General features: G+C 60.9%; 9 protein-coding genes and 1 pseudogene. 7 read left to right on the top strand and 3 right to left on the bottom strand.

Going from position 1 to position 14,422, the window contains the following annotated elements; all coding sequences use genetic code 11:
* Nucleotides 1-16: 16 nt before the first annotated feature.
* The 5 genes and pseudogenes from gmd to ACYP01_RS20545 all read left to right on the top strand — a co-directional run bounded on the left by gmd (nt 17) and on the right by ACYP01_RS20545 (nt 7,387).
* Entirely contained in the window at nt 17-1,048 is a 1,032-nt protein-coding gene (gene gmd, locus ACYP01_RS20565) for a GDP-mannose 4,6-dehydratase (RefSeq protein ID WP_459682066.1), read from the top strand.
* Nucleotides 1,045-2,013, top strand: coding sequence for a GDP-L-fucose synthase family protein (locus tag ACYP01_RS20560; RefSeq protein ID WP_007726619.1), 969 nt, complete (start codon nt 1,045-1,047; stop codon nt 2,011-2,013). The genes gmd and ACYP01_RS20560 overlap by 4 nt, the downstream gene beginning before the upstream one ends.
* Nucleotides 2,014-2,065: 52 nt before the next feature.
* A complete protein-coding gene (locus ACYP01_RS20555) occupies nt 2,066-3,391 on the top strand; it encodes a UDP-glucose dehydrogenase family protein (protein WP_459682065.1) in 1,326 nt (441 codons plus the stop codon).
* 622 nt (nt 3,392-4,013) lie between these two features.
* Complete coding sequence (locus ACYP01_RS20550; RefSeq protein WP_459682063.1) at nt 4,014-5,459, top strand: tyrosine-protein kinase domain-containing protein; 1,446 nt, start codon at nt 4,014-4,016, stop codon at nt 5,457-5,459.
* Between the two features lie 539 nt (nt 5,460-5,998).
* Nucleotides 5,999-7,387: pseudogene (locus tag ACYP01_RS20545) on the top strand (tyrosine-protein kinase domain-containing protein).
* Here ACYP01_RS20545 and ACYP01_RS20540 read toward each other — a convergent pair.
* Entirely contained in the window at nt 7,359-7,883 is a 525-nt protein-coding gene (locus tag ACYP01_RS20540) for an arsenate reductase/protein-tyrosine-phosphatase family protein (RefSeq protein ID WP_459682061.1), read from the bottom strand. The pseudogene ACYP01_RS20545 and the gene ACYP01_RS20540 sit on opposite strands and share 29 nt — an antisense overlap.
* 108 nt (nt 7,884-7,991) lie before the next feature.
* Here ACYP01_RS20540 and ACYP01_RS20535 point away from each other — a divergent pair, with 108 nt between their 5' ends.
* Together ACYP01_RS20535 and ACYP01_RS20530 are read left to right on the top strand one after the other, a co-directional pair.
* A complete protein-coding gene (locus tag ACYP01_RS20535; RefSeq protein ID WP_459682059.1) occupies nt 7,992-9,311 on the top strand; it encodes a UDP-glucose dehydrogenase family protein in 1,320 nt (439 codons plus the stop codon).
* Nucleotides 9,312-9,460: 149 nt separating this feature from the next.
* Nucleotides 9,461-11,137 carry an Hsp70 family protein gene (locus ACYP01_RS20530; RefSeq protein ID WP_459682057.1) on the top strand — a complete coding sequence of 559 codons (1,677 nt, stop codon included), beginning with the start codon at nt 9,461-9,463 and terminating at the stop codon, nt 11,135-11,137.
* 9 nt (nt 11,138-11,146) lie between these two features.
* Here ACYP01_RS20530 and ACYP01_RS20525 read toward each other — a convergent pair whose 3' ends face one another.
* Entirely contained in the window at nt 11,147-12,409 is a 1,263-nt protein-coding gene (locus ACYP01_RS20525; protein WP_003943628.1) for a YibE/F family protein, read from the bottom strand.
* Nucleotides 12,410-12,918: 509 nt separating this feature from the next.
* Complete coding sequence (locus ACYP01_RS20520; RefSeq protein ID WP_003943683.1) at nt 12,919-14,172, bottom strand: pyridoxal phosphate-dependent aminotransferase; 1,254 nt, start codon at nt 14,170-14,172, stop codon at nt 12,919-12,921.
* Nucleotides 14,173-14,422: the final 250 nt, after the last annotated feature.

Here is a 14,422-nt window from a genome sequence, read left to right as displayed (position 1 = left end):
GAGGACGGAGTTTCAAGTGAAACGTGCACTGATTACCGGAATTACAGGCCAAGACGGTTCATACCTGGCCGAGCTGCTGTTGAGCAAGGGATACGAGGTCCACGGACTTATTCGTAGATCGTCCACGTTCAATACAGCTCGAATCGATCACATGTATGTGGATCCCCACACGCCGGATGCAAAACTGTTCCTTCATTACGGAGATCTCAGCGACGGGGCGCGTTTGGTCACTCTTCTCGCACAGATACGCCCGGACGAGGTCTACAACCTCGCAGCGCAGTCCCATGTACGGGTAAGTTTCGACGAGCCCGAACATACCGGAGACACGACGGGAATCGGGTCGATCAGGTTGCTCGAAGCAGTCCGGATGGCTGGTCTCGAATGCAGGTTCTACCAGGCGTCCAGTTCCGAGATGTTCGGTGCGACACCGCCTCCGCAGGACGAGCAGACTCCCTTCTATCCGCGATCGCCGTACGGTGCGGCGAAGGTGTACTCGTACTGGATCACCAAGAACTACCGCGAGGCGTACGGGATCTTTGCCGTGAACGGAATTCTGTTCAACCACGAATCTCCGCGGCGAGGCGAAACATTCGTAACTCGCAAGATCACGCGGGCGGTGGCGCGGATCAAGGCCGGCCTGGAAAACGATTTGTACATGGGTAATCTCGATGCAATCCGCGACTGGGGTTACGCGCCGGAGTACGTGGAGGGAATGTGGAGGATGCTTCAGGCCGACGAGCCGGACGATTACGTGCTCGCGACAGGCGGTAACTACTCGGTCAAGGATTTCCTGACGGTGGCCTTCGAGCACGCCGGGTTGAACTGGGAAGATCATGTGCGCTTCGACGAGCGCTATCTGCGGCCGACGGAAGTAGATGCGTTGATCGGAGATGCAGGTAAGGCGGAGCAGAAGCTCGGCTGGAAGGCGACTGTACATACCCCCGAGCTGGCTCGAATCATGGTCGATGCGGACATCGAGGCTCTGACGTGTGAGGGCAAGCCCTGGATCGACCGCCCGAACCTGGTGGATTGGGAGCACGCTCGATGACGGGGGAGTACGCGCAGAAGTCCCTCGATCGGAACGATGCGGTGTACGTCGCGGGCCATCGTGGACTCGTGGGTTCAGCGATCTGGCGTCGTTTGGAGGCCGACGGTTTCAATCGCCTTGTCGGTCGCACGTCCGCCGAACTCGATCTTCGCGACCGCGGTGCCGTGTTCGAGTTCTTCGCCGCTGAGAGGCCGAAGAACGTGGTCCTCGCGGCAGCCAAAGTGGGCGGGATACTGGCGAACAGCACACTGCCGGTGGACTTCATCTCCGACAACCTTCGCATCCAGGTGAACGTGATGGACGCGGCGGCCGAATTCGACGTAGATCGCCTGCTGTTCCTCGGATCATCCTGCATCTACCCGAAATTCGCTCCTCAACCGATTCGCGAAGAATATCTGCTGACCGGTCATTTGGAACCCACGAACGATGCATATGCCATCGCCAAGATCGCGGGAATCCTGCAGGTACAGGCTGTTCGCAAGCAGTTCGGGCGTCCGTGGATCTCCGCGATGCCGACCAATCTCTACGGCCCGGGTGACAACTTCTCTGCCAAGGGCTCTCATGTGCTGCCGGCCCTCATCAGACGCTTCGACGACGCGCGCCGTGATGGAGCTGCTTCAGTCGTGAACTGGGGCAGCGGGACGCCGAGGCGCGAGTTTCTCCACGTCGACGACATGGCGGATGCCTGCCTTCATTTGCTCGACCACTATGACGGAGCAGAACACGTCAATGTTGGTACAGGCGAGGACCAGAGCATCGCGGAGATCTCTGCGATCGTGGCGGACGAGATCGGGTTCGACGGCGAGATCGAATGGGATCATTCGAAACCTGACGGGACGCCGCGGAAGTTGCTTGACATCGGGAAGCTTCGAGATTTGGGGTGGCAGCCCAGGATTGATCTTCGTGCGGGGATCGCATCGACCGTGGAGTGGTATCGACAGAACGTCGATTCGATCAGGACATGAAGTACTACAGCATTATTCGACGTAAACTCGACTTCGACAGGCAGACATCGTTATGACTTCTCGTATTGCGGTATTCGGCACAGGCTACCTCGGGGCGACACACGCAGCTTGCATGGCCGAGTTGGGTCATGAGGTTCTCGGGGTGGATGTTGATCCGAACAAGCTCGCTATGCTCGAAGCTGGGGAGGTTCCTTTCTACGAACCGGGACTCGAGGAAGTACTGCGCCGCAACATAGCCGCGGGACGTCTTCGATTCACGGCTTCCTACGAGGAGGCCGCAGAGTTCGCCGACATCCACTTCCTCGGCGTCGGTACGCCGCAGAAGAAGGGGGAGTTCGCGGCCGACATGCGTTTTGTCGATTCGGTGATCGAGACACTCGCACCCCTCTTGACCAGGCCGACCGTAATCTTTGGGAAATCAACTGTGCCAGTTGGTACAGCAGAGCGATTGGGTGCGCGGGCACGGGAGCTGGCGCCTGCCGGACAAGACGTCGAGGTGGCGTGGAACCCGGAATTTCTCCGGGAAGGCTACGCGGTCAAGGACACGCTTCACCCGGACCGGCTTGTGCTCGGGGTCGACCGCAATCGCCCCGGACGTGCGGAATCGGTTGCGCGTGAAGTGTACGAGCAACTCTTGAACGAAGGTATTCCCTTTGTTGTGACCGACCTTGCGACTTCGGAGTTGGTCAAAGCATCAGCCAATGCATTTCTGGCAACGAAGATCTCGTTCATCAATGCGATCTCGGAGGTGTGCGAGGCTTCAGGTGCGGATGTGACCGTTCTTGCCGATGCCATCGGCCACGACGAGAGAATTGGTAGGCGATTCCTCAACGCCGGAATCGGTTTCGGTGGGGGCTGCTTACCGAAGGACATCCGTGCTTTCATGGCACGTGCTGGTGAGCTGGGAGCAGATCAAGCACTCACTTTCCTACGCGAAGTCGACAACATCAACATGCGTCGTCGTACTCGGATGGTCGAACTGGCTCGAGAAGCGTGTGGTTCTCTACTCGGAGCCAATGTGGCGGTTCTCGGTGCAGCCTTCAAGCCTGACTCCGACGACGTGCGCGACTCACCTGCGCTGAACGTTGCCGGGCAGATTCAGCTGCAAGGCGCTGCCGTCAATGTCTATGACCCGAAGGCGATGGGAAACTCGAAGGCGTTGTTCCCCACCCTCACTTACACTTCGAGTGCACTTGAAGCGTGTGCAGGCGCTGATGTCGTCTTGGTTCTGACCGAGTGGACCGAGTTTCGAAAGTTGTTGCCGTCGGACCTCGAACCTGTCGTCCGCAAGAAGGTCATCATCGACGGACGTAACTGTCTGGAACCGACCACCTGGCGCGACGCAGGGTGGACCTACCGAGGTCTCGGAAGGCCGTAAACCGGTGAAACCTTCACGGAGGGTGGGTGTTGTAGGCATCGAGGGGAAGTGGCCGTGTGCCCGGGACCAAAGTCCGTCGGCGAGCGAGCTGTGGCCGGGGGAGATGCTGGGATAGCCGCTCGTGCATCGCAGGGTGAGGGGTATGTTGCCTTGTTCGGTTGGTATGCATCAACTTCCGACGGCAAGTTGCGTAGTTGGTCGTCGACGGACGTTGGTCCTACGGCCCGCTGTGGTATGTGACCCTTTCATGGTCGGCACGGTCGACTGACGATGTCTAGGAAGTTTCGAGGCTCCGTTGCGGTGGTGAAAAGACCAATGACGCAGTAGAGTTCAGCCTGGCTGCACGTTGTGTCTGCTCTGAGCGATGTGCGAGTGGGCCCGATGTCAGTGTCGCGTGTTCGCCACTTCCCGATCAAGCATCGGCCAGGAAGTGAGATGTGTGAGATGCCGTGAAGGCCTCTCCCCCCTGGCTGTTTCGGCAAATACCTCGCGCTGTGACGCAGGGACACGCGATAGAAGATTGGCTGCCTCGTTCAGCCTGCATTGAGTGCAGCGGCTCGACAGCGGCTGTCGATTACTACTCGAAGACGTGATACGTGTTCGAGCCGAAGGAGATTCGACGATGGATGTACGGGACTACCTGAAGATTTTGCAGGCACGGTGGAAGATAGTCGCTGTCGTCACTGTGGTCGTGATCTTGGGCGCATTGGGCGCCTCGTTGATTGCCACGCCGATCTACCAGGCTTCCACGCGCCTGTTCGTGTCGACTTCTGCCGGAACAACCGTGAACGAGGCTTACCAAGGTAACCAACTCTCACAGCAGTTGGTCACTTCCTACGCCAAGCTCCTTACCGGCGAGACACTGGCACAGAGAACGATCGATTCAGTCGGGCCCGATCGACTCGGTGGGCTTTCCGCTGCGGAGATTTCGTCCAAGGTGACCGCCACATCGGCGCCGGATACAGTACTGCTCGATTTGAGCGTGCAAGATGCGTCGCCTGAACTGGCACGTGAAATCGCAAATGCGCTCTCGGACGAGTTTGTCGTGATGGTCAAAGATCTGGGTACGCCCGCAAATGGCGGAACAGCACCTGCGCGCGTCGTTGTCGAACAGCGAGCACAAACTCCCGCGGAACCGGTGTCGCCGAAGACTTCGCGGAACGTGGCGCTCGGTGCCGCGATCGGGCTTCTGCTGGGGATCGGGTTGGCTGTGGTGCGTGATCGCCTGGACAACACCGTCAAAGAGCGCAAGGTGGTCGAAGACATCGCCGGCGCGGCGATGGTGGGAACAATTCCGTTCGACAAGGAACGCGAAGTTCATCAAGCGATCAACTTCCACGAGGGCAACTCCGCAAGTGCCGAGGCGTACCGCGAGCTGCGAACCAATCTGCAGTTCCTTGCCGTGGATCGCCCACCGAGTGTCATCGTCGTTACGAGTTCTCTTCCCTCCGAGGGAAAGACCACGACTGCGGTGAACATCGCACTCGTGTTGGCCGAGGCAGGCAAGAAGGTGTGTCTCGTCGAAGGTGACCTCCGTAAGCCTCGCGTTTCGAAGTACCTCGGACTTATCGGAAGCGTCGGTCTGAGCTCGGTCCTGGCCGGGCAAGCAGATCTCGACGACGTACTTCAAGTCACGAGCAATGCTGACCTGACGGTTCTTGCCTCAGGTCCGATTCCTCCGAACCCGAGCGAACTGCTGGGGACTGACACTGCCCATGCGGTCTTTACCGATCTCCGCAGAAGGTTCGACTACGTCATCATCGACGCCTCGCCGTTGCTTCCGGTTACGGATGCTGCAGTTCTTTCAGCGCTGGCGGATGGTGCGCTAGTGATTGCTCGTCACGGCACGACGAAGAGGGAACAGCTGAGCAGGGCGGTCGGCAATCTCCACAGTGTGGGCGCGACAATTCTCGGCACTGTCATCACGATGACCCCGCTGAACGGTCGTGGTGTCTACGAGTACAAGTACTATTACGATTCCGATCCGGTTGTCGCTGACGTGGCCGTGGGAGGTTCCGTGGACAGCAATCCAGTCGGCGAACGAAGGGTAACGTCGACAGTCAACTGATCTGGTCGTACGTTAAATCCCGACGCCTCGCAGGGCCCTCGAGCAATGCTCGAGGGCCCTTCTGTATGTGGTGAATCGGACGCAATTCTCTAGTCGGGTCCTCTGAGTCTGCGACGCGCACTCCGGAATGCAGGTTCATCGGCCGTCGCAGTAATCGGGTAGGCACGGGCATGCGGGATGCGACGCTGCGGTCTGAGCTGTCCCTGCTTGACCGGTGCCGCTATGACATCGAACATCGCTGCTATAACCGTCGAATTGGTTGCGTACGAGTCCTTGTGGGCGTCCTGGCTGAGTCGTGCGACGAGTGGGGCGGGCCCATAGGCGGATCAGCCCGGTTCGGCGTTGTGGGTTGCGCACGGTCTCAGGCTCGACCTTGCATCCCGCGATGCGTTCGGGCAGTTGGTGTGAGAGTTGCTGGCGCAGCCTAGTGCAGTACCGGGACGCGATATCGACCCTGCCGCCGACTGATGGATCGTTCGAGGCGGCAGATACCTTGGTGCTATCCAGTTGCGACACAGCTTGAACGAGTTCTGGGCCCGATGTCCGTGGCCACACCGGCTGCTGTAACCGTCCTCGGAATCCTCGGAGCCCTTGGCGCTTCTCTTCTTTCGACACCGATCTACCAGGCTTCGAGCCGGTTGTTCGTTTCGACGTCGGCGGGTACCTCGGTCAACGAGGCACTGCAGGGCAGTCAACTTTCACAGTAGCGAGTTCTGTCCTATACAAAACTCCTGACCGGCCGAACACTCGCACAGCAGACGATCGACGAACTGGGACCGAGGGTGGTCGGCGGGATGTCGGCTGAAGAGTTGGCTTCCAAGGTCACTGCGACGTCGGCGCCCGACACTGTGTTGATCGACCTCGCAGTCAAGGACGCGTCACCGGAACTCGCACGCGAGATCGCGAACACTCTCTCATCCGAATTCGTGGCATTGGCAAAGGAACTGGAGACACCCGAGAACGGCGGAACACCGCCTGCACGTGTGGTCGTCGAACAGCAGGCTCAACAGCCGACTGTTCCGGTGTCACCCAAGACTTCGCGCAACCTCGCGCTCGGCGCAGTGGCGGGACTGGTTGTGGGGATCGCGCTTGCGTTGATTCGTGATCGACTCGACAACACGGTGAAAGATCGTCGAACTGTAGAAGAGATCGCGAGTTCGGCGATGGTGGGCACGATCCCGTTCGACAAGGACGTCGAAGTCAATCACGCGATCGCTTTCAGTGACGGAAGTTCCGTGAGTGCCGAAGCCTTCCGTGAATTGCGCACCAACCTTCAGTTCCTCGAGGTGGACCATCCACCGCGTGTCACCGTCGTCACGAGTTCGCTTCCCTCCGGAGGTAAGACGACCACGGCCGTGAACATCGCTCTCGTCTTGGCGGAGGCCGGCAAATCAGTGTGCCTGATGGAAGGCGACCTCCGGAAGCCGCGAGTATCGAAGTATTTGGGATTGCTCGGAAGTGTCGGCGTCAGTTCGGTGCTCTCCGGTCAAGCGACGCTGGACGATGTGCTTCAGCCGACCGAGTTCGACGGGCTGACAGTGCTCGCCTCCGGACCGATCCCGCCGAACCCGAGCGAACTACTCGGCACGGACACGGCCAAACATGTTCTCGAGGAACTGCGGGCGCGATACGACTACGTCATCATCGACGCCTCGCCGTTGCTACCCGTCACGGATGCCGCGGTCCTGGCCGCGATGTCGGACGGTGCACTTGTGATCGCCCGACACGGCTCCACGAAGCGCGATCAACTGGCGTGCGCGGTCGGAAACCTACAGAGTGTGGGTGCGCACGTCCTGGGCACTGTCATCACGATGACGCCGTCTCGCGGACGCAATGCGTACGAGTACAGCTACTACGAGTCGGACAAGTCGTTACCACAGTTGACTGCGGTGACCTCGCTCAGAGCTCACCGAAGCGAAGTCGGCTGAGCAGCGGGCCGAGGAGATCGGCGATCTCAAGTCCGATCTCGTGAAACACGTTCTCTTCCTTACCCATCGGATCCATGACGTCCTCGGGTTCGGTGGCACGAAATCGGGGTCTGGCGGCGGCGAGGTCCTCGACAGTTCCTGCATCTGCGAGCGAGCCCAACCGTGCGGCTTCTCGAAGTGTGAACGTGCGCTTGAGCCGCGCCGGAGCCATCGCCAGGACTTTGTCTCGCTGACTTTCGGTCATCGTGAGAATGAGGTCGGCGTCCGAGGCCAGCGCCGTTGTCATGCGTCGGGCTTGAAACTCCGTGGGGTCGCCGCCGAGCCCCGCGAGAACCCTCGCAGCAGTCGGCTCGATCGGGTGTCCGACCATCGCCCGGGTTCCGGCACTCGACGCGGTGAATCCGGTGACCCCGGCTTCGGCGGCATAAGCACGTGCAAGGCGTTCGCCCGTGGGTGATCGGCAGATGTTTCCCGTACAAACGAAGAGAACGTGCATGGCAGAAGCATAGGTTGCACACGCGACGCACTCGTCGTACGCCCGATGTTGGTTTCGCGCCCACCTGGCGTACGCGTTTCGGAAAGTTCGGACGCATACCAACAACACATGAAGATGACCGTGTTCGGAACGGGATACCTGGGGGCGACCCACGCAGTGTGTATGGCCGAACTTGGCCACGACGTGCTGGGAGTCGACATCGACCAGTCCAAGGTCGACAAGTTGTCTCGTGGGGAGGTCCCGTTCTTCGAGCCGGGTCTGACCGACATGCTGGAGAAGAATCTGGCGTCGGGTCGGCTGCAGTTCACGACTTCCTACTCCGATGCCGCGGATTTTGCGGACATCCATTTCGTCGGTGTGGGGACGCCCCAGAAGAAGGGGGAGTACGCCGCAGATCTGAGTCATGTTCATTCGGTGATCGACATGTTGGCGCCGTTGTTGCGAAAGCCTTCGCTGATAGTCGGGAAGTCGACGGTGCCGGTAGGCACGGCAGCGGCTCTCGGCGAGCGACTCCGAGCGACTGCGCCGGCGGGTGGCTCGGTAGAGGTGGCCTGGAATCCGGAGTTCCTGCGTGAAGGACACGCGATCGCGGACACCTTGAGCCCTGACCGGTTGGTTCTGGGGATCGATCGTGACCGGCCGGGAAACGCCGAAGGCGTTCTTCGCGAGGTGTATGCCGAGATACTGGGCGCGGGGGTGCCGTTCCTCGTGACCGATCTGGCGACGTCCGAGTTGGTCAAGGGATCTGCGAACGCGTTTCTCGCGACCAAGGTGTCCTTCATCAATGCGATTGCGGAGGTGTGCGAGGCGACCGGCGCCGACGTCACGATGTTGGCCGACGCTCTCGGGTACGACGCTCGGATCGGTAGACGGTTCCTCAATGCGGGCTTGGGGTTCGGCGGTGGGTGCCTGCCGAAGGACATTCGGGCGTTCATGGCACGCGCCGGGGAGTTGGGTGTCGACCAGGCGCTGTACTTCCTCCGCGAGGTCGACAGCATCAACATGCGACGACGGACAAAAGCTGTGGAACTGGTGACGGCAGCCTGCGATGGCAGTTTGCTGGGAGCTAACGTGTCGGTGCTGGGAGCTGCGTTCAAGCCCGAATCCGACGATGTGCGCGATTCGCCTGCGCTCAACGTTGCAGGAATGATGCAGTTGCACGGGGCGGCGGTCACCGTTTTCGATCCGAAGGCAATGGATAATTCTCGCCGACTGTTTCCCACCCTTCACTACGCAACCTCCACGTCAGAAGCTTGCAGGAATGCTGATGTGGTCTTGATCGCCACTGAATGGGACGAGTTCGCCTCACTCGTGCCCGCCGATTTGGAACCACTCGTTCGGCGGCGGGTGATCGTTGACGCCAGAAATTGCCTCGATCCGGACCTGTGGCGCTCCGCCGGTTGGAACTATCGCGGATTGGGGCGGTAGGTCGAACGTCCAGGTAGCGAAAAAATAGCTGCGAGAAGGCCTTAGGTGAGATGCGCGAACCTCGCAGACCATGCCCAGTGGGTAGACTTCCGGCCGGGGAATGACGGGGTCTGGTGACGGAACCCGTCGACGGTCGACGAAGGTGGATCATGAACTTGGTTTTGGGTGTGACGGTGGGAGCCAGCGCTGTGCGTTTGGCGCGCCCGGGGACGCCCGACCACAGTGGTCCGGTGTTCCGATCCAGAGCGGTCGATCGAGGCCGCGAGATTCCCGAGGAAGTCGCAGCGGAGGCAACCGGCGTGGCCTTGACCGAGAATGCCGACCTCGGCAGCAATACGGTCGTCGCTTACCGGGATCAAGCGCAGGCCGGAGCACTCCAAACAGCGTTCGAACAGAAAGGCATCGACAACTTCGAGCTGGTTCCCGAAGTAGTCGCGACGCTTCGAATGCTCGAGGAGTCCGGTGCGTTGACCGACCAGAGCACACTCGTCGTCGTCGACATCGGTAGTTCTGGATCGACGATCAGCATTGTGGACAGGCAGATGCGGTCTACCGTCGTCACCGCCCGGTCGACGCGGGTCAGTGGAGATCACTTCGACGAGCTCGTCTACTCGGATCAGACCGTGCGTCGCCGTATAGCTACGCCGGCCGACCCGGGCGGCGATGCCGAACTGCAGGCGCGATGCCGACTCGCGAAGGAACAGCTGTCCTCACGAAGTGCGGTGTGCCTGCCCGGCCCCGGCGGGCTTCTCCTGCTGTCGCGGGAAGTTTTCGATTCGTTGGTCGTCACGTCGGTGGAGGCCTTCGCACGCGAGATACGAGAGGTCATCGCAACGTCCGGCCGTAACCCCGACGCGATTCTCCTGATCGGTGGCGGTGCACGCATTCCGATCGTGCGGGCGACCCTCGCCGCGTGGCTGGAGTGCCCCCTCATCGCGCCCGAGCAGCCGGAACTCGTGACTGCTCAAGGCGCTGCGCTGATCGCGGAGTCGTCGATGACGCCATCGGCGCGCGCGGTATCTGCCCCGGTTCAAGTTCCGGCTGTAGCGCCGATCTTTGCGCCGTATCCGATCCACACCCCGGCGGAGGTACCCGTTCCGGTTCAGGCGTTCAGCCACGGAGGGGTCGCAACGCTCGCGGAATCGGAGCGGCCGAATGCGTTGTCCGAAGTCACTTCCGGCACGAAGTCCGTTCCGCAAGAACAGGTGCCGAGCCCTTACGCGGCGGAACTGCCTCAGCCGCGACCGAACCGGCACGAGCAACGATTCGATCCGGCCGCAGATCTCGTGGTCGCCGACAGCGACCGGGCCACGGACGGATTCAGCACAGAACGTGACGCAGACACCGAGGCCGTGATGGTTGACGCCCAGGCGTACTCGGCGATGTACGAAGGCGAGGCACCCGGGGCAGGGGCCGCACACCCGTCCTGGCTCGCCGGGACACAACCCGTTGAATCGACATCCAAAGAGGCGAGAAACCCGCTACGGTTCGCGGGCCTCGGCGCCGGTGTGATCGCGGCGATCGTGATCGTGGGGCTGGGATTGGGCTACGGAGGAAAGGTCTTCGATTCCGAGGACGCCGGACCCGTGGCAACCGAGGTGACCACGACGGCACCGACGACCACGACTACTCCGCCGCCGACGACCACAACGACCCCGCCCCCGACGACGACGGAGGAAGCCCCTCCGGTCGTCGAGGCTCCGCCAGTCGTGCAGGACACTTACGTGCCTCCCGCGCCCGCGCCCGCGCCGCCACCGCCGGCGATCTACATCCCGGGGCTTCCGCCGATTCTGTTGCCGGTTCTCCCACCGATTCCCGGACTCTGAGGCTCGTTTTCAGCGTTTGGAGTGTCGGCCACCTGACGTGGGGCCGGCCTTGACCGCACTACCGGGTGGCCGAGCCAGAATCACAGCGATAGCAGTAGTGAGCGGAACAGATAGAGCCAGAGCAATCCCGCCGACCGCGGACCGTACGATTTCGATCGCTACAGCGTCACCGACCAGGACGTCCTGAAGAGGGCGCCCGCTGACGCTGAAGAGCAGTAGCAGTGGCAGCGCCCCACCCGCGTACGCGAGAACCAAGGTGTAGACCGTGCTGGCGATGTGATCACGTCCGACCCGCATCGCACCGCCGAAGACTTTTCGACGGGACGCATGCTTGTCGAGTTCGGCCAACTCGAATGCCGAGGATGCCTGGGTGATGGTGACGTCGTTGAGAACGCCGAGCGAGCCGATGATGAAGCCCGCCAGCAGCAGGCCGGTGATGTCTATGTGCTCGATATAGGTCTGAACATTGGTGTTCTGCTCTTCAGACAAACCGGTGAGGTGTGTCAGTTCAATGCAGAGGTAGGAGAGAACCGCGGCGAGCACCATGGCGGCAAGGGTGCCGAGCAAAGCAGAACTGGTCTTGAGTGAGACCCCGTGCGCCAGATAGAGAACCGCGTACAAGATCACCGCCCCGGCGACCAGCGCAACCGGTATCGCAGGCTTGCCGTCGAGCAGAGCGGGTAGGAGAAACCCGACGACTACGCCGAAGGCGATCACCAGGCCGACGAGTGCGCGCAGCCCTCTCCACCGTGCGACTGCGATGATGACGACGGCGAACGCGATGACGATCAACGCCAGCGGGAGCCCACGCGAATAGTCTTCGAAGGAGTACTGCGTGTTTCCGTTCGGGTCGGTCTGACGCACCAGGCGAATGTGGTCACCCACGCGAAGGTCCGGCTGACCGGCGCCCGGAATGACCTCGAGCAATGTCTTCGTTCCGGCATTCGGCCCGGATTCGATATCGACGATACTTCGCTGGCACTGGTAGGCGGAGGTAGGCGGCGGTTGCGGGGCACCGACGAATACCCTTCCGGCAGAGGAACTTCCGCAGTCACCGAGATCCTGCATCGTGACGGTGCCCGCCTCGGTTTCCACCGAGCTGCCGTCGGCATTCTGGAAGGGGAGTGGGACGGGAATGGTGTTCTTGTCCGGCCACAGTGCGACAGCTGCCGCGACGACGACCATGCCGATGACGACGAGCAACCCGATGACGACGCGTGATGCGGTGGGGCCGATCTGAATGGGGCCACCGTGGCCGTGGCCGTGACTCATCGGAAACTGAGTGTCGGACTGGGGATTTGCACCGGTGCAATGTTATCGGCTCCGAAGCGAATGGTCAGCTTCTGACGGCAGTGTCGGTGAAAGGCAGTGTCGCTACAAGGCAGAGTCGGCGAAAACCGGTGCTACCGATGAGGGGTTGTGAAACTGGGATTGGTCGAGCTGGGTGGCGGGGAACAGGGGGGGTTGTCCCCGCCACCAACCTGGTATCCACAGGGGGGGGAGGGATACCAGGTGCTCGCGGCACCGAAGTGCTGCTAACTAATGTACCGAATTTCAAACCGATTTGGCGCGTTGTCCAACTACCAATTTCACAACGAATCACGTACCGGTTGGACCGTTTTCACATCGGGGCAGGTCACTAAATAGTTAAAGAGTCAATCAAACCGCATGGTTTGCGAAAAATGTGACCAAGGTCGCACAAATGCCCCGCAGTTTTACGTTTACGGGGCATTTGTACAACGAATTGTTTACTCGATTTCAGCCGGATTCAGCGTGAGAATCTACTGTTTGTAACTGGTGAGGAAGTTGCCGAATCGCTCGATGGCCACGGCGAGATCTCGGGCCCACGGAAGGGTGACGATCCGAAGGTGATCGTGATTCGGCCAATTGAACCCGGTGCCTTGAACCATCAGGATCTTCTCCTGGAGAAGCAGGTCCTGAACCAATTTCTCGTCGTCGTGGATCTCGTAGACGTTCGGATCCAGACGAGGGAACGCGTAGAGCGCGCCGCGAGGCTTCACACACGAAACGCCCGGAATCATGTTCAATCGCTCCCAAGCGACGTCGCGCTGCTCGAGCAGGCGGCCGCCGGGCAGGATCAGGTCTTCGATGCTCTGGTGACCGCCGAGGGCGACCTGAATGGCGTGCTGTCCGGGGACGTTGGGGCACAGACGGGTCGACGCCAAGAGATCGAGTCCCTCGAGGAAGCCGGCCGCGTGATCCTTCGGGCCCGTGATTGCCACCCAGCCGGAGCGGTAGCCGGCGACGCGGTAAGCCTTCGAGAGGCCGTTGAACGTCAGGCACAGCAGATCAGGGGCAAGTGTTGCCAGCGAGATGTGCTTGGCGTCGTCGTAGAGGATCTTGTCGTAGATCTCGTCGGCGAGCAGCAGAAGCTGATGCTTGCGTGCCAGATCGACCAACTGCTGCAGAACCTCCATCGAGTACACCGCACCCGTGGGGTTGTTCGGGTTGATGACGAGGAGAGCCTTGGTCTTGTCGGTGATCTTGGATTCGATATCGGCGATATCGGGATTCCAGTCGTTGGCCTCGTCGCAGAGATAGTGGACGGGCGTGCCTCCGGACAAGCTCGTCATCGCAGTCCACAGGGGGTAGTCCGGTGCTGGGATCAGAACCTCGTCGCCGTTGTTGAGGAGGGCCTGCATGGTCATCGTGATCAGCTCGGAAACACCGTTGCCGAGGTAGATGTCGTCGACGTCGAGCTCGGGGAAGCCGGGAACCAACTCGTAACGCGTCACGATTGCGCGCCGCGCCGACAGAATGCCCTTCGACTCCGAATAGCCCTGTGCATAGGGCAGGGCGGCGATCATGTCCCGCATGATCACATCGGGGGCGTCGAATCCGAACGGTGCCGGGTTGCCGATGTTGAGCTTGAGGATCCGGTGTCCTTCCGCCTCCAACCGGGCGGCATGCGCGTGCACCGGTCCACGGATTTCGTACAGGACGTTCTGGAGCTTCGACGACTGCTCCAGCTCGCGCTGCGGCTGACGGTGGCGGACGGGTTCTGGTGTGCTCACGAGTTACATGATTCCACCACTGTGCAAGTGCATTGTCGGGGACCGTGTCGCACGCCCCGTTGGCTATTGTCGAGCGATGACCCCCAGCGAGCAGATTGCAGCCCCGTACGGATCGTGGACTTCTCCGATCGGAGCAGCTGATCTGGCTGCAGGTGGGCACCCTGTCGAGGGTGGACGATACGTCGGTGACGAGATCTGGTGGGCTGAACTTCGTCCGACCGAGGGTGGTCGGACCTCGATCCGTCGATCT

Source organism: Rhodococcus sp. no. 34 (assembly GCF_054589475.1).
This window is presented reverse-complemented; position numbering and strand designations above follow the sequence as displayed.

What these genes read in the sequence shown, in the direction of transcription:
- ACYP01_RS20560 (WP_007726619.1), top strand. Translation starts at nt 1,045, where the DNA reads ATGACGGGGGAGTACGCGCAGAAGTCCCTCGATCGGAACGATGCGGTG.
- ACYP01_RS20555 (WP_459682065.1), top strand. Translation starts at nt 2,066, where the DNA reads ATGACTTCTCGTATTGCGGTATTCGGCACAGGCTACCTCGGGGCGACA.
- ACYP01_RS20550 (WP_459682063.1), top strand. Translation starts at nt 4,014, where the DNA reads ATGGATGTACGGGACTACCTGAAGATTTTGCAGGCACGGTGGAAGATA.
- ACYP01_RS20540 (WP_459682061.1), bottom strand. Translation starts at nt 7,883, where the DNA reads ATGCACGTTCTCTTCGTTTGTACGGGAAACATCTGCCGATCACCCACG.
- ACYP01_RS20535 (WP_459682059.1), top strand. Translation starts at nt 7,992, where the DNA reads ATGAAGATGACCGTGTTCGGAACGGGATACCTGGGGGCGACCCACGCA.
- ACYP01_RS20530 (WP_459682057.1), top strand. Translation starts at nt 9,461, where the DNA reads ATGAACTTGGTTTTGGGTGTGACGGTGGGAGCCAGCGCTGTGCGTTTG.
- ACYP01_RS20525 (WP_003943628.1), bottom strand. Translation starts at nt 12,409, where the DNA reads ATGAGTCACGGCCACGGCCACGGTGGCCCCATTCAGATCGGCCCCACC.